At 64.7% G+C, this 15,841-nt stretch carries 11 protein-coding genes and 2 tRNA genes; 4 read left to right on the top strand and 9 right to left on the bottom strand.

What is annotated here, in order from left to right:
* Positions 1-282: 282 nt before the first annotated feature.
* Together rlmB and rnr are read right to left on the bottom strand one after the other, a co-directional pair.
* Positions 283-1,044: a 23S rRNA (guanosine(2251)-2'-O)-methyltransferase RlmB gene (gene rlmB, locus CAG41_RS26335; protein WP_085707677.1), complete on the bottom strand. Its 762-nt coding sequence runs from the start codon at positions 1,042-1,044 to the stop codon at positions 283-285.
* The gene (gene rnr / locus CAG41_RS26330; protein ID WP_085707676.1) at positions 1,041-3,656 is read right to left on the bottom strand and encodes a ribonuclease R; all 2,616 of its coding nucleotides are present in this window, start codon (positions 3,654-3,656) and stop codon (positions 1,041-1,043) included. The genes rlmB and rnr overlap by 4 nt, the downstream gene beginning before the upstream one ends.
* A gap of 226 nt (positions 3,657-3,882) precedes the next feature.
* Between rnr and CAG41_RS26325 the strand changes: the two genes are divergently transcribed.
* The 4 genes from CAG41_RS26325 (at position 3,883) to CAG41_RS26310 (ending at position 7,078) form a co-directional block, all read left to right on the top strand.
* Positions 3,883-3,969 (top strand) — tRNA-Leu (locus CAG41_RS26325).
* Positions 3,970-4,134: 165 nt separating this feature from the next.
* Positions 4,135-4,221 (top strand) — tRNA-Leu (locus tag CAG41_RS26320).
* A 284-nt stretch (positions 4,222-4,505) separates the two neighbouring features.
* A complete protein-coding gene (locus tag CAG41_RS26315; RefSeq protein WP_085640603.1) occupies positions 4,506-5,516 on the top strand; it encodes an extracellular solute-binding protein in 1,011 nt (336 codons plus the stop codon).
* Positions 5,516-7,078 carry an iron ABC transporter permease gene (locus CAG41_RS26310; protein ID WP_085707675.1) on the top strand — a complete coding sequence of 521 codons (1,563 nt, stop codon included), beginning with the start codon at positions 5,516-5,518 and terminating at the stop codon, positions 7,076-7,078. Before CAG41_RS26315 ends, CAG41_RS26310 begins: the two co-directional genes overlap by 1 nt.
* Before the next feature lie 81 nt (positions 7,079-7,159).
* On the opposite strand, the gene CAG41_RS26305 is transcribed toward CAG41_RS26310, so the two are convergent.
* The 7 genes from CAG41_RS26305 to hfq all read right to left on the bottom strand — a co-directional run bounded on the left by CAG41_RS26305 (position 7,160) and on the right by hfq (position 15,798).
* Positions 7,160-9,094 carry a methyl-accepting chemotaxis protein gene (locus CAG41_RS26305; protein WP_085582883.1) on the bottom strand — a complete coding sequence of 645 codons (1,935 nt, stop codon included), beginning with the start codon at positions 9,092-9,094 and terminating at the stop codon, positions 7,160-7,162.
* A gap of 140 nt (positions 9,095-9,234) precedes the next feature.
* The gene (locus CAG41_RS26300; RefSeq protein ID WP_085582885.1) at positions 9,235-10,527 is read right to left on the bottom strand and encodes an adenylosuccinate synthase; all 1,293 of its coding nucleotides are present in this window, start codon (positions 10,525-10,527) and stop codon (positions 9,235-9,237) included.
* Positions 10,528-10,581: 54 nt separating this feature from the next.
* Positions 10,582-11,769 carry an ATP phosphoribosyltransferase regulatory subunit gene (locus tag CAG41_RS26295; RefSeq protein ID WP_085582887.1) on the bottom strand — a complete coding sequence of 396 codons (1,188 nt, stop codon included), beginning with the start codon at positions 11,767-11,769 and terminating at the stop codon, positions 10,582-10,584.
* 313 nt (positions 11,770-12,082) lie between these two features.
* Positions 12,083-12,952 carry a protease modulator HflC gene (gene hflC / locus CAG41_RS26290; protein WP_085582889.1) on the bottom strand — a complete coding sequence of 290 codons (870 nt, stop codon included), beginning with the start codon at positions 12,950-12,952 and terminating at the stop codon, positions 12,083-12,085.
* On the bottom strand, positions 12,952-14,127 hold the full coding sequence (hflK, locus tag CAG41_RS26285; RefSeq protein WP_085582891.1) for an FtsH protease activity modulator HflK: 1,176 nt from the start codon (positions 14,125-14,127) through the stop codon (positions 12,952-12,954). The genes hflC and hflK overlap by 1 nt, the downstream gene beginning before the upstream one ends.
* 96 nt (positions 14,128-14,223) lie before the next feature.
* Positions 14,224-15,525, bottom strand: coding sequence for a ribosome rescue GTPase HflX (hflX, locus tag CAG41_RS26280; protein ID WP_085582893.1), 1,302 nt, complete (start codon positions 15,523-15,525; stop codon positions 14,224-14,226).
* A gap of 12 nt (positions 15,526-15,537) precedes the next feature.
* On the bottom strand, positions 15,538-15,798 hold the full coding sequence (gene hfq, locus CAG41_RS26275) for an RNA chaperone Hfq (protein ID WP_003221112.1): 261 nt from the start codon (positions 15,796-15,798) through the stop codon (positions 15,538-15,540).
* Positions 15,799-15,841 lie beyond the last annotated feature (43 nt).

Raw genomic sequence — 15,841 nt, 5'->3', positions numbered from 1 at the left:
CCGGCGCGGGGCACATGCGTGCCTGCCGTCACAGCAAGGGGCGCAATTGTAGAGAAGGGGCTGCGCAGGCGCAAGGCAATTGGTGATTATTTGAACAACCCCTGCCCGGCGGCGCAATCACCGGCGACTCCCACAGGGCTGTGGGGCGAATGCAGAATCCGCGGTCACCGAAAAACCTGTGGGAGCGGGCTTGCCCGCGAAAGCGGTCTGTCAGCGACGTGTTTGTCGACTGAACCAACGCATTCGCAGGCAAGCCCGCTCCCACATTTATGGCCGAGTGGCTTAAGGCTTCTTGCCGACCGCCTTGGCCCGGCGCTGGCGCTGGGCCTCGAACAGGCACACGCCGGTGGCCACGGACACGTTGAGGCTGCTGACGCTGCCGGCCATCGGCAGGTTCACCAGATAGTCGCAGTGCTCGCGGGTCAGGCGACGCATGCCCTTGCCTTCGGCGCCCATGATCAGGATGGTCGGGCCGGTCAGGTCCTGGTCATACAGGCTGGTTTCAGCCTCGCCCGCCGTGCCGACGATCCACAGGCCGCGCTGCTGGAGCTTCTCCAGGGTGCGCGCCAGGTTGGTCACGGCCACCAGCGGAATCACTTCCGCCGCACCGCAGGCGACCTTGCGCACGACAGGGGTCAGGGTCGCGGACTTGTCCTTGGGCACGATCACCGCCAGCGCGCCGGCGGCATCCGCCGAACGCAGGCAGGCGCCGAGGTTGTGCGGATCGGTCACGCCGTCGAGCACCAGCAACAGCGGCGCGCCTTCGGTGCGGTCGAGCAGCTCGTCGAGCATCGCCTCGCCCCAGACCTGGCTCGGGCTGACTTCCGCCACCACGCCTTGGTGAACGCCCTCGACCCAGGCGTCCATTTCGCGGCGTTCGGCCTGGCCGACCGGAACGCGGCTCTCGTTGGCCAGCTCGATCAGCGGCTGCACCCGCGGATCATTGCGGCTTTCGGCCAGCCAGATCTGCTTGACGCGCTTGGGATGGTGACGCAGCAGGGCTTCCACCGCGTGCACACCGTAGATTTTTTCCAGCTGACTCATGACTTGGCCTTGGGTTTACGCGCCCCGCCGCTTTTGGCCGGAGCGGAGCCCGACTTCGGCGGACCCTTGCGGTGTTTGCTTGGCTTGCTGCCCGGTGCCGACCGTCCGGCCCTGCCCCCGGCTGGCGCCTTGCCGCCGCTCTTGGCTTCGGCCAGCAGCGCTTTCTTCATTTCGCGGCTTTTGCGCACTTCGGCGTTCTTGGCCACCGCATCGCTCGGACGGTAGGCATCGGAAGCCTTTTCCTTGGCCGGACGGCGGCTGGCGGTTTTCGCCGGGGCCGGAGCCGGTTCGGCGGCGGCCTTGGCGGCCGGCGCTGCGGTTTCGGTGCTGCGTTTCTTGCGGCCGACCGGTGCGTTGACGGTTTTCTCCGCCATTTCGAAATCGATCTTGCGCTCGTCGAGGTCGACGCGCATGACCCGCACTTCCACGGTGTCGCCCAAGCGGAAGCTGCGACCGGTGCGCTCACCGGCCAGGCGGTGGTGAACAGGGTCGAAGTGGTAGTAGTCGCCCGGCAGCGCGGTGACGTGCACCAGGCCTTCGACGTAGATGTCGGTCAGTTCGACGAACAGGCCGAAACCGGTCACGGCGGTGATCACCCCCGGGAACGATTCGCCCACGCGATCCTTCATGAACTCGCACTTGAGCCAGTTCACCACGTCGCGGGTCGCCTCGTCGGCACGGCGCTCGCTCATCGAGCACTGCTCGCCGAGCTGCTCCAGCGCCGCCTCGTCGTACGGATAGATGCGTGCCTTCGGAATGCTCATCGCACCGGCGCGGCGTACGTGCGGGGTGTTCTGCTTCGAATGGATCACGCTGCGGATGGCCCGGTGCGTGAGCAGGTCCGGGTAACGGCGGATCGGCGACGTGAAGTGGGTGTAGGCTTCGTAGTTCAGGCCGAAGTGGCCGTCGTTCTCGGCGCTGTACACCGCCTGGCTCAGGGAGCGCAGCATCACGGTCTGGATCAGGTGGAAATCCGGACGGTCCTTGATTCCCGCCAACAGGGCCTGGTAGTCCTTCGGCGTCGGGCCTTCCTTGCCTTTGTGCAGGGACAGGCCGAGCTCGCCGAGGAACGCGCGCAGCTTTTCCAGACGCTCCGGCGGCGGGCCGTCGTGGACGCGGTACAGTGCAGGGATCTCATGTTTCTGCAGGAATTCGGCGGTGGCCACGTTGGCCGCCAGCATGCATTCCTCGATCAGCTTGTGCGCGTCGTTGCGGGTGGTCGGACGGATTTCGGCGATCTTGCGCTCGGAACCGAAGATGATCCGGGTTTCCTGGGTCTCGAAATCGATCGCGCCGCGCACGTGACGGGCGGCCAGCAGCACCTTGTACAGCGCATAGAGCTGCTTGAGGTGCGGCACGATGTCGGTGTACTCGCCGCGCAGCTTGCGGCCTTCGGCGGCTTTCGGCGTTTCGAGCATCGCGCTGACCTTGTTGTAGGTCAGGCGCGCGTGGGAGTGGATCACCGCTTCATAGAAGCAGTAGTCGGTCATTTCGCCGGACTTGGAGATGGTCATCTCGCAGACCATGGCCAGGCGGTCGACGTGCGGGTTCAGCGAGCACAGGCCGTTGGACAGTTCTTCCGGCAGCATCGGAACCACGCGCTCGGGGAAGTACACCGAGTTGCCGCGCACCTGGGCCTCGGCGTCCAGCGCCGAGCCGATCTTCACGTAGCTGGAAACGTCGGCGATCGCCACGTACAGCTTCCAGCCGCCGGAGAACAGGCGCAGCTTGCCGGGCTTGGCTTCGCAGTAGACCGCGTCGTCGAAGTCCCGGGCGTCTTCGCCGTCGATGGTGACGAACGGCAGATGGCGCAGGTCGATGCGCTTCTCTTTGTCCTTCTCTTCGACTTCAGGCTTGAGCTTGCGGGCTTCCTTGACCACGGCCTCGGGCCAGACGTGCGGAATGTCGTAGGTGCGCAGGGCGACATCGATCTCCATGCCCGGCGCCATGTAGTTGCCGACGACTTCGATCACATCGCCCTGGGGCTGGAAGCGCGGGGTCGGCCAGTGGGTGATCTTCACCTCGACGAACTGACCGATCTGGGCATTGGCGTTGCGGCCCGGCGTCACCAGCACTTCCTGCTGGATCTTCGGGTTGTCGGCCACGACGAAACCGATGCCGCCTTCTTCGAAGTAACGGCCGACGATGCTTTCGTGGGCGCGGGAGACCACTTCGACGACCACGCCTTCACGGCGGCCGCGACGGTCGACGCCGGACACCCGTGCCAGCGCACGGTCGCCGTCGAACACCAGGCGCATCTGCGCCGGGCTCATGAACAGGTCTTCGGAGCCGTCGTCCGGCACCAGGAAGCCGAAACCGTCGCGGTGACCGCTGATGCGGCCCAGGATCAGGTCGAGCTTGTCCACCGGCGCATAGGTGCCGCGGCGGGTGTAGATCAGCTGGGCGTCGCGCTCCATCGCACGCAGGCGGCGGCGCAGGGCTTCGATCTGGTCTTCGGTGGTCAGACCGAACTCTTCGACCAGCTCTTCGCGGGCAGCGGGCGAACCCCGGTCAGCAAGGTGCTGCAGGATCAGTTCGCGGCTGGGAATGGGGTTTTCGTATTTTTCCGCTTCACGAGCGGCCTCGGGATCGAGGGACTGCCAATCGGCCATTAGAGAGTTTTCACCTTGTCTATATGCGGGCTAGTTTGGCATAGGCGCCATGAAACGGGAAATTTCACGCTATATATGGCCCATCTGAAGCCTTGTATCGACGCCGCCCAAGCGTTTTGAACGCCGCCGGTAAAAAAAACCATTTTTTTGCGCGCCAGGGGTTTACAGTTAAAAAGACGCTCCGTATAGTGCGCGCCATCGACAACGCAGACACGTTGACGAAGCTGCCCAGGTGGTGAAATTGGTAGACACGCCAGCTTCAGGTGCTGGTGACCTTACGGTCGTGGAAGTTCGAGTCTTCTCCTGGGCACCAATTTCGAGTCTCGTGACTCACACAAAAAACCCGCGAAAGCGGGTTTTTTGCATTCTGCCCTCCCGATTCGCAAAAGAAGATTTATTAAAATCAAATCAGGGGTTTACAGATCAAAATGCGCTCCGTATAGTGCGCGACATCAACAGCGACATCGCTGATTGAGAAGCCCAGGTGGTGAAATTGGTAGACACGCCAGCTTCAGGTGCTGGTGACCTTACGGTCGTGGAAGTTCGAGTCTTCTCCTGGGCACCAATTCAGATAAAACCCGCGAAAGCGGGTTTTTTCGTTTCCGGCGTTTGAAAATTCCTGTGACGAGGGCGCTAGGCTCCCGCTGGCGGACAACCCCCGCCTCGGTTTAGCCACAACGCCGAATGGCGACGGCTTCGCAGCCGAGCGGGAGCAAGCCCCTCACACCGGAATCTGCCCCCTCCCCCGCGCATAGCAAACCCTCGCTCCAACCTCAAGGCGCATTTGAGAACCAAACTCGTTTATCATTGTTGCAAGTTTTTGCAATGCGACAGTGAGGAACCCTGCGAATGATGCTTCGAAATACCCTGCGCCGCGGCTTGACCTTCACCCTGCTCGGCCTGGCGCTCGCCACTCCCCTCACCCAGGCTGCCGACCCAGTCGCCCTGACGCTCTATAACGGCCAACACAAGGAAGTCGGCGACGCGGTCGCCAAGGCTTTCGAAGCCAAGACCGGCATTCACGTCAACGTGCGCAAAGGCAGCAGCAACCAGCTCGCCAGCCAGGTCATCGAAGAAGGCGACCGCTCCCCCGCCGACGTGATCTACACCGAAGAGTCCCCGCCCCTGAACAACCTCGGCGAACTGGGCCTGCTGGCCAAGGCCGACGACACCACCCTGGCGGTGCTGCCCAAAGAATACGTGGCCGGCAACGGCACCTGGATCGGCATCACCGCGCGGGTGCGTGTCGTGGCGTTCAACCCCAAGCTGATCGATGAGAAAGACCTGCCCAAGTCAGTGCTGGACTTCGCCGATCCGCAGTGGCAAGGCAAGGTCGGCTTCGTCCCGACCAGCGGCGCCTTCCAGGAACAGGCCGTGGCGATCATCAAAAAGCACGGCCGCGACGCCGCCGAAGAATGGCTGACCGGCCTGCGCGCCTTCGGCAAGACCTACAGCAACAATATGGTCGCCCTCAAGGCGGTGGAAAACGGCGAAGTGGCCACCGTGCTGGTGAACAACTACTACTGGTTCGCCCTGCAGCGCGAAAAAGGCAAACTGGATTCGAAACTGCACTACTTCACCGGCGGCGACGTCGGCGGGCTGATCACCGTATCCAGCGCCGCGGTCCTCAAATCCAGCAAGCACCCCAAGGAAGCCCAGCAACTGCTCGCCTACATGGCCAGCGAAGAAGGCCAGCGCGTGATTACCCAGACCACTGCCGAATACCCGCTGCACAAAGGCATGGAATCGGACCGCGGGCTCAAGCCGTTCAGCGAGCTGGAAGCGCCGGACGTGACCCCGGCCGACCTCGGCAACGCCGAAGAGGCGCTGGACCTGGAACGTGAAGTCGGCCTGAACTGATGGCCGCCCCGCTCTCCGCCCCCGCCCGCGGCGGTTACTTGCCGCGGCGCAAACGGCCGTCGGTCTGGCTGTTGCTGCCGGTCTTGCTGCTGGCGGTGCTGAGCCTGCTGCCGCTGGCCTACGTCGGCCTGAAGGCCTGGCAGGCCGGCTGGGCCCAGGCGCTGCACTTGTTGTGGCGCCCCTACGTGTTCGGCCTGCTGCGCAATACCCTGGCGCTGATGGTCGGCGTGACGCTGGCCTGCGGCGTGATCGGCCTGTCGCTGGCCTGGCTGCTGGAACGCAGCAACCTGTCGGGGCGGCGCCTGTGGGGCGTGATCCTGTGCCTGCCGTTCGCGGTGCCGGCGTTCGTCAGCAGCTTCACCTGGGTGTCCCTCAGCGCGCAGTTCGAAGGCCTGGGCGGGGCGATCCTGGTGATGAGCCTGTCCAAGTATCCGCTGATCTTCCTGCCGGTCGCGGCGACACTGCGCAACCTCGACCCGTCCCTGGAAGAGTCGGCCCGCACGCTGGGACAGAGCCGCTGGGGTGTGTTCTTTCGCGTCACCCTGCCGCTGCTCTGGCCGTCGCTGCTGGCGGGTTCACTGTTGATCGCGCTGCACATGCTGGTGGAGTTCGGCGCGCTGTCGATCATCGGCCTGCAAACCTTCACCACCGCGATCTATCAGCAGTTCGAACTGGAATTCAGCAACGCCAACGCGGCCATGCTGTCGGCGGTGCTGCTTGCCCTGTGCCTGACCCTGCTTTGGCTGGAACTGCGCATGCGCGGCAAGGGCCGCCACGTACGCACCGGCCAGGGCGCCGCGCGCCGGGCCGAACAGGTGCGCCTCGGCGCCTGGGCGATCGCCGGCCAGTCGTACTGCCTGTTGCTGGCGGTCGTGGGCAGCGGCATTCCTCTCGGCATGCTGGGCTACTGGCTCGCCGTGGGGTCTTCGGCCGCGTTCCCGGTCGCCGCCATCAGCGAAGCGCTGCTGTCGTCGCTGGCGCTGTCACTGGGCGGCGCAGCGTTGTGCCTGGTGCTGGCGGTGCCGGTCGGGTTGCTGGTGGTGCGCCACAAGGGCCGCCTGGCGATCTGGGCCGAGCGCCTGCCGTACCTGCTGCATGCGCTGCCGGGACTGGTGATCGCGCTCACGCTGGTGTATTTCGCCCTGCATTACGTGCCTGCGCTGTACCAGACTTCGGCGCTGCTGCTGATCGCCTATGCCTTGCTGTTCCTGCCGCTGGCCCAAGCGCCGATCCGCACCGCGCTGAACAAGGCCGCGCCGCAGCTGGAAGAAGCGGCGCGCACGCTGGGCGCGTCGTCCTTCACTGCGTTTTGCCGGGTGACCCTGCCGATCATCTTCCCGGCGCTGGGCGCAGCGTTCGCGCTGGTCTTCCTGGATGCGATGAAGGAACTGACCGCGACGCTGCTGCTCAGTCCGACCGGACTCAACACCCTGGCGACCGAAGTCTGGGCCCATACGGCGAACGTGGAGTTTGCGGCGGCGGCGCCTTATGCGGCGCTGCTGATCGTGGTGTCGGGGTTGCCGGTCTATCTGCTGACCACCCGGATGTACCTGAGCCGCTGAGACCGCTCCCACATGGATTGGCGCCGGGCGCACAGCCTGTGGGAGCGGGCTTGCCCGCGAAAGGGCCCGCCCAGACAACCGCTAGGCCCGGAACTGCCCCAGACTCGCCTTGAGCTGCGCCGCCAACCCGTCCAGCACCTTGCCGCTGGCCGTGGTCTCCTGAACCGCCTGAGCCGCTTTCTCGGCCTGGGCATGGATCGTCTCGACCCGCCCGCGCACCGCCTGCGCGCCCTGCGCCTGATGCGCCGCCGCCTGGGTGGCCAGACCGATGGCCGCATGCACCTGCTCGACCGACGCCTGCACCGACTGCTGCAGCCGCGCGCTGTCGCGCAACACCAGCAAGCCTTCGCTGGCCTGGCGTCCGGCCTGGCCGATGGCGTCCACCGCCTCGCGCGCGCCCTGCTGCAAGGCCACGATGTGCGCCTGGATGTCGCCGGTGGAGCTTTGGGTCTTGCTCGCCAGCGCCCGCACTTCGTCCGCCACCACCGCGAACCCGCGTCCGGTCTCGCCGGCCCGCGCCGCCTCGATGGCCGCGTTGAGCGCCAGCAGATTGGTCTGCTCGGCGATGCCGTGGATCACGGTCAGCACCACTTCGATCTGCTCGCTCTGCTGGGCCAGCCGCTCGATGACCTTCGCCCCGGTGTCGACCTGCCCCGCCAACGCTTCGATCAGGCTGCCGACCTTGGCCGAGGTGCGGGTGTTCTCGTCGGTGGCCTGACGGATGTCGACCACCTGCTGCAGCGCCGCCTGCATCGCCTGGCTTTCCGACTGCGCCTCGTCGGCCATCTGCGACAGCGCCCGCAGGCTTTCGGCGACCTCATCGCGCTGCATGCCGGCCGCCGCGTCGGCCCCGGCATTGCGCAGGGTCATCGCGCCGATTTCCACGCCCGTGCGCTGGGCCACATCCCCCGCTTCGCGCACGATCGGCTGCAACTTATCCACAAAGCGGTTGACCGCCGAGGCCATGTCGCCGATCTCGTCCTTGCTGTTGATCTGCACACGCTTGGTCAGGTCGCCCTCGCCTGCCGCCAGGTCGTCCATCGCCGTATTGAGCATCTTCAGGCGGTTGACCACCCGGTGTCCCAGCACCACCGCCAGCAACAGCAGCACACCGCAACCGACCAACGCCAGGCCCATACCGATGCGCCAGCGCAGCGTCGCGGCGGCGTCCTGCACGGTGCTGGCGGTGTTGGCCTTCATTTCCGCGGCCGTGGTCTGCGCCGATTGCAGGCGCGCGCGCATGGCCGCGGCGCTGTCGGCGGCGGCGCCCTTGAGGCTGTCGCCGACCAACTGGTCGCTGCTGGCGATCAGAGCCGAGAAGCGCTGGTCGAGGGCGGCCAGGTCGGCATCCACCGACGCCGTCGAGACACCCATCAGCACCTTGCCGATCTCCACACCGTTGGGGTTGATCGAGGCTTCGAGGTAAAAGACCGACGGATCGCGCTTGGCCGCATCCAGCAGCTTGTCCAGCGCCCGCTCGCCCTGGCCTTTCTCCAGCAATGCCTTGTTGATCGGGTTTTCGCGGTTGAGGTAACGGGTCAGGTGCTGGCCGGTGGCGTCGTCGTAGACCACGAACAGCACGTTGGGATTGCGCTGGGCCCGGCGGGCGAACTCGGACAGGGTCGGCACGTCGCTGTCCCACATGGCGCGGGGCGCGACCGAGGCCAGCAACTGGGCCATGTCGTTGGCCGAGTCCTTCAGGTCCTTTTCCAGGGTCGCACGCAGCTGGGCCTGTTCGTCCTTCAGGCGCGAGGACAGGCCGGCGGTGAGCCGCTGACGGGTATTGGTCGAGAGCGTATCGAGACTGGAGGTGACTTCGCGCCCGGCCTGCTCCAGCTCGCCGGAGAGTTTCTGGCTGTCGGCGCCCAGGCGTGTGCCGAGGTCGGCCTCCAGCGCCGTGACGGTGCTCCGTGTCAGGGCGACGGCCACCAGCACTTGCACCAAAAGGGCGATACCGAGGGTAACGAACACAGGCCGCAGCAAACGGCTTTGTAACAGTGAGAGAACAGCCGACACTTTGAATCCCTCTACTTTGACGCCATTAAATTGATGGCACTTCTTGTGGGGATATTTGCAGCAAAGGTCATGCCGTCCAACAGGCATAAACGACAAAGGCCCCGATCAAGGGGCCTTTGTGTTTTTACATCAACGACTTATCAAGCGAACGGATGGCGCAGAACGATGGTTTCGTTGCGGTCCGGACCCGTCGAAATAATGTCGATCGGCGCGCCGACCAGCTCTTCGATGCGCTTGATGTAGTTGCGCGCAGCCTGCGGCAGCTCTTCCAGGGTCTTGGCGCCCAGGGTCGATTCGCTCCAGCCCGGCATCTGCTCGTACACCGGCTCCAGGCCGATGTAGCTGTCGGCGTCGGTCGGCGCGTCGATCACTGCACCGTCCTGGTTCTTGTAGCCGACGCAGATGTTGATGGTTTCCAGGCCGTCCAGCACGTCCAGCTTGGTCAGGCACAGGCCCGAGATGCTGTTGACGTCGATGGCGCGACGCAGGATCACGGCATCGAACCAGCCGCAGCGGCGGGCACGGCCGGTGGTGGCGCCGAACTCATGGCCGCGCTTGGCCAGGAACGCGCCGACGTCGTCGAACAGTTCAGTCGGGAACGGGCCCGAACCGACGCGGGTGGTGTACGCCTTGGTGATGCCCAGGATGTAGTCCAGGAACATCGGGCCGACGCCGGAACCGGTGGCGATGCCGCCGGCGGTGGTGTTGGAGCTGGTGACGTACGGGTAGGTGCCGTGGTCGATGTCCAGCAGCGAACCCTGGGCGCCTTCGAACATGATGTCCTTGCCGTCGCGGCGCAGGCTGTGCAGCTCGGCGGTGACGTCGAGCATCATCGGCTTGAGCAGCTCGGCGTACTCCATGCACTCGTCCAGGGTCTTCTGGAAGTCGATGGCCGGCTCTTTGTAGTAATTGACCAGCACGAAGTTGTGGTAGTCCAGCAGCTCGCCCAGCTTGGCGGCGAAACGCTCGCGGTGGAACAGGTCACCGATGCGCAGGCCGCGGCGCGCGACCTTGTCTTCGTAGGCCGGGCCGATGCCGCGGCCGGTGGTGCCGATCTTCAGCTCGCCGCGGGCCTTTTCACGGGCCTGGTCCAGCGCCACGTGGTAGGACAGGATCAGCGGGCAGGAAGGGCTGATGCGCAGGCGCTCGCGCACCGGCACGCCTTTTTCTTCCAGCTTGTTGATTTCCCGCAGCAGGGCGTCGGGTGCAACCACCACGCCGTTGCCGATCAGGCACTGCACGCCTTCGCGCAGCACGCCCGACGGAATCAGGTGCAAGACGGTTTTCTCGCCGTCGATCACCAGGGTGTGGCCAGCGTTGTGGCCACCTTGGTAGCGCACTACGGCGGCAGCATGTTCGGTCAGCAGATCAACGATCTTGCCTTTGCCCTCATCACCCCACTGGGTGCCCAGGACTACGACATTCTTACCCATAACACTTGTCCTCATTCGCGCAAACTTGGTGCCGGCACCTGCCGGCAGGAAAACTCAAGAAGCCAGTGGCGATACTTGCCAAAGCCCGTTCTGCTGGATCAATTGACGGTCGCAGTCCGCTTCACGGGCGGCGGCCAAAGGTTGCCCAGGCAAGGCCTGGACGACACGCTGACCCTCACTGCGCAACTGGCAGACCTGCTGCCAGAGTGCCGCATCCGTACTGTCAGGCATCCAGATACCGCCGGACGGTAGCTCGATCTCAGCACGCCCCAGGGTCACCAGGGTTTTCAAATCGGTGGAGAAGCCGGTGGCCGGACGGGCGCGGCCGAAGTCGGCGCCGATGTCGTCGTAGCGGCCGCCCTGGGCGATGGACTGACCCACGCCCGGCACGAACGCCGCGAACACCACACCGGTGTGGTAGTGGTAGCCGCGCAGCTCGCCCAGGTCGAAATACAGCGGCAGCTGCGGGAAGCGCGCCGCCAGGCGCTCGGCGATCGCCAGCAGATCCTCCAGCGCCGCCAGCACCGGCGCCGGCGCGTTGGCCAGGCGCTCGCGGGCGGCGGTCAGCACTTCACGGCCGCCGCACAGGTCCACCAGCGCGCGCAGCATGCCCGCCAGCTCCGCCGGCAGGCCTTCGGTCAAGGCTGTGACCTCGTCGATGGCCTTGCGTTGCAACGCGTCGAACAGCTGTTGCTCGACCTCGCCGGACAGTCCGGCAGCACGGGCCAGGCCGCGGTAGATGCCGACATGCCCCAGATCCATGTGCACGTCCGGCACATCGGCCAGCTGCAGCATGGCCAGCAGCAGGCTGATGACTTCGACGTCGCTGCTCGGGCTGGCGTCGCCGTAGAGCTCGGCGCCCAACTGGATCGGGCTGCGCGAGGACGACAGCGCACGCGGCTGGGCGTGCAGCACGCTGCCGGCGTAGCAGAGGCGGTTTGGGCCTTCGCGGCGCAGGGTGTGCGCGTCGATGCGCGCCACCTGCGGGGTGATGTCGGCACGGAAGCCCATCTGCCGGCCCGACTGCGGGTCGATGACCTTGAAGGTACGCAGATCCAGGTCCTGGCCCGCGCCGGTCAGCAAGGATTCCAGGTACTCGATATGGGGAGTCACGACGAACTCGTAACCCCAGCTCTGGAACAGATCCAACACCTGACGACGCGCCACTTCAATGCGCGCCGCTTCCGGTGGCAGCACTTCTTCGATGCCATCTGGCAGCAGCCAGCGGTCTACCGTTGCCATTACGCCATTCCCCTTTGATCCGGGCGGCCAGCCCGAGGGCGAGCCTTGAGTGAAGCAGAAAATGACTGGCCTGCGCAAAAGACACGCGCATGGGCGACGAAGCGAAAAGCCCTGTCACCGGCTTCGCCAATCACTTTCCTCGAAAAACCGTCGGGCCCTCGGGCCCGCGCCCTGCACCAAAAACAGCAATCAAACGTGCAGACGCAAAAAAGCCGGGAATTTCCCGGCTGCCGCATCATACACACGTTTTCCAAAAGGATCACCCCGCCCGAGGTTTTAGCCGCCGGGCGGAATGACGCAGGTCAACGTCGAATCAAGGCTTGGCCTTCTCCAGGTACTTGAAGAAGTCGCTGCTCGGGTCGAGCACCATGACGTCGGACTTGTTCGCGAAGCTTTCACGGTAGGCGCGCAGGCTACGGTAGAACGCGTAGAAATCCTGGTCCTGGCCGTAGGCCTTGGAGTAGATCGCAGCGGCCTGGGCGTCGCCGTCACCGCGAACCTCTTCGGACTCGCGATAGGCTTCGGCCAGCAGCACGCGGCGTTGGCGATCGGCGTCGGCACGGATGCCTTCGGCCAGCTCGTTACCCTTGGCACGGTGCTCGCGGGCTTCACGCTCGCGCTCTGTGCTCATCCGCTCGAACACGCTGCGGTTGACTTCCTTCGGCAGGTCGATGGCCTTGACCCGGACGTCGACCACTTCGATGCCCAGTTCCTTCTCCGCCATCTTGTTCAGCGACGCGGTGATGTCGGCCATCAGCGCATCGCGCTCGCCCGACACCACTTCGTGCAGGGTGCGCTTGCCGAACTGGTCACGCAGGCCCGACTCCAGACGACGGGACAGACGCTCGTCGGCGATCTGCTTGAGGCCGGAGGTCGCGGTGTAGAAACGCTCGGCGTCCTTCACCCGCCATTTGGCGTAGGCATCGACCATGACGGCTTTCTTTTCCAGGGTCAGGAAGCGCTGCGTCGGTGCGTCCAGCGTCATCAGGCGGGCGTCGAACTTGCGCACCTGGTTGACGTACGGCACCTTCACATGCAGGCCCGGCTGGACATCGGCCTGGACCACGCGACCGAATTGCAGCAACACCGCACGCTCGGTCTGAGCCACGATGTAGAAGCAGTTCCAGGCAGCGATCGCCACGACCACGCCGACGATAAGGGCGATCAGCGATTTATTGCTCATCAGCGACTCTCCCGGGTACGTGCCTGCTGTTGCTGCAGATCCGCTGCGGCACGCACATTGGCTTCATTGCTGGTGGCTGCCGCACCGCCGCTCACCGGAGCGCTGGTGTTGCGGCCACTTTCGACCATCTTGTCCAGCGGCAGGTAAAGCAGGTTGCTCTGGCCGTTCTTGTTGCCGGTCACGAGCACCTTGCTGGTGCTGCTGAAGACTTCCTGCATGGTGTCCAGGTACAGGCGCTGACGGGTGACCTCAGGTGCCTTGCGGTACTCGGCGACCAGCTTGGTGAAGCGGTCGGCCTCACCCTTGGCGCGGGAGATCGTCTCGTCGCGGTAGCCGTTGGCGTCCTCGATGATGCGCTGGGCCTGGCCACGGGCTTCCGGCACCACGCCGTTGGCGTAGGTCTCGGCCTGGTTGCGGGAACGCTGCTCGTCTTCACGGGCACGGATCACGTCGTCGAAGGCTTCCTGGACTTCGCGCGGCGCCGCGGCGCTCTGCACGTTGACCTGGGTGACGGTGATGCCGGTGCGGTAGGTGTCGAGGAAGCGTTGCAGGCGCTCCTTGATCTCGCTGGCCATCAGCTCACGGCCTTCGGTCAGCACCTGGTCCATGGCGGTGGAACCCACCACGTGGCGCAGGGCGCTGTCGGTCGCATGCTGCAGGCTGATTTCCGGCTGGTCGACGTTCAGCACGAAGTCCTGCAGGTTGCTGATCTTGTACTGCACGGTCAGCGGCACTTCGACGATGTTCTCGTCTTCGGTCAGCATCTGACCCTGCTTGGTATACGCACGCTCACGCGTGACGTTTTCCATGTACTTCTTGTCGATCGGCGGGAAATAGATGTTCAGGCCCGGGCCGACGGTCTCGTAGTACTTGCCGAAGCGCAGCACCACGGCCTGCTCCTGCTCGTCCACCACGTACACCGCGCTGTACAGCCACACGGCCGCCAGCACGACCAGACCGATGCCGAGCAGGCCGCCGAAGCCGCCGCCCTTGCCCGATCCGCCCCCGTCGTCACCCCGTTTCTTGCCACCACCGAACAACCCGTTAAGGCTTTCCTGCAGCTTGCGGAAGGCCTCGTCGAGATCCGGCGGGCCCTTGCGGTCGCCATTGTTGCGACGCTTGCCACCCCAAGGATCCTGATTGTTCGAGTTGCCACCCGGCTCATTCCAAGCCATAGCGCTCTCCATCTGATAAAGCAAAGACGCGCCCACGGCGCGCCGCCCCATGCTACAGAATGCCTGTCACCGCGGCACAACCGCTTTTTCAGGCTTTTATTGCAAAGTGTGTTGCTCGATGAAGTCCACCGGCTGCAATCCTTCGCGGCTCACCAGCCGGTTCAGCTCGATCCGCGGCAACCGGACGGCCAGCAGGCTGGCGCCTTCGTCGTCGTGTTCTTCTTTCTGCACTGCGCCCAGTTCGAAGAACTGCGCGCGCAACCTGGCGAAACGTTGCGGCAAGCGCAGCGTGCCGACGAACAGGTCATCGCCGAGCAGCTCGGCCACCGCCTGCTTGAGCAGGTCCAGGCCGGAGCCGTCCCGCGCCGACAGCCAGACCCGCTGCGGCCGGCCATCGGCGTCGCGCTGGATCTGCGGCTCAACGCCCTCGAGCAAATCGAGTTTGTTGTATACCTCCAGGATCGGCAAGTCTTGCGCCCCGATCTCGTCGAGCACCACCATCACCTGCTCGATCTGCTCCATCCGGTCCGGCTCGTGGGCGTCGATCACGTGCAGCAGCAGGTCGGAGTTGCTCGACTCTTCGAGCGTAGCCCGAAACGCCTCGACCAGTTTGTGCGGCAGGTGACGGATGAAGCCCACGGTGTCGGCCAGCACGATCGGCCCGAGGTCTTCCAGATCCAGACGGCGCAGGGTCGGGTCGAGGGTGGCGAACAGTTGGTCCGCCGCATACACCTCGGACTCCGTCACCGCGTTGAACAGCGTCGATTTGCCGGCGTTGGTGTAGCCCACCAGCGACACCGTCGGGATGTCCGCGCGCTTGCGTCCGCGCCGCGACTGCTCGCGCTGGCTGCGCACTTTCTCCAGCCGGGACTTGATCTGCCGCAGACGAACCCGCAGCAGGCGCCGGTCGGTCTCGAGCTGGGTCTCGCCCGGGCCGCGCAGGCCGATGCCGCCCTTCTGCCGCTCAAGGTGGGTCCAGCCGCGCACCAGCCGCGTGCTCATGTACTCAAGCTGGGCCAGTTCAACCTGGAGCTTGCCTTCATGGGTGCGGGCGCGTTGGGCGAAAATATCGAGAATCAGACCCGTGCGGTCGATCACGCGGCACTCGAACTCGCGCTCGAGGTTGCGTTCCTGACTGGGTGAGAGGGTGTGATTGAAAATCACCAGGTCGACCTGTTCGGCCTTGACCAGGTCGCGCAACTCCTCGACCTTGCCACTGCCAATCAGGGTCTTGGCGGTTGGCCGATGACGCGGCACGCTGAAAAACGCGACGGTCTCGGCGCCAGCCGAAAGTGCCAACTCCTGAAACTCCTGCGGATCTTCGCGCGCCTCAGGGTCCTGACCATCCAAGTGAACGAGAATGGTTCGTTCACCACCACCGTGGCGCTCAAAGAACAAAGGAGACTCCTATCAGGCGTTACCAGGCTCTGCGTCACCTGCATCGGATTCGGTTGCGCTTGGCAGACGAATTGGACGGACCGGCACGACGGTAGAGATAGCGTGTTTGTAGACCATCTGGCTGACGGTGTTCTTCAGCAGGATGACGAACTGGTCGAACGACTCGATCGTACCTTGCAGCTTGATGCCGTTGACCAGGTAGATGGAAACCCCCACTTTCTCTTTACGTAAAGTATTCAGGTAAGGGTCTTGTAGCGAATGCCCTTTTGACATGTGCCGCACTCCTTTAAGGATTCAATAATAAAAAAATAGGTAA

The sequence above is a fragment of the Pseudomonas sp. B35(2017) genome (genome assembly GCF_002113645.1).
Classification (GTDB): Bacteria; Pseudomonadota; Gammaproteobacteria; order Pseudomonadales; family Pseudomonadaceae; genus Aquipseudomonas; species Aquipseudomonas ekonensis.
Note: the sequence above shows the minus strand (reverse complement) of the source record. Positions and strands in the feature narration are given on the sequence as shown.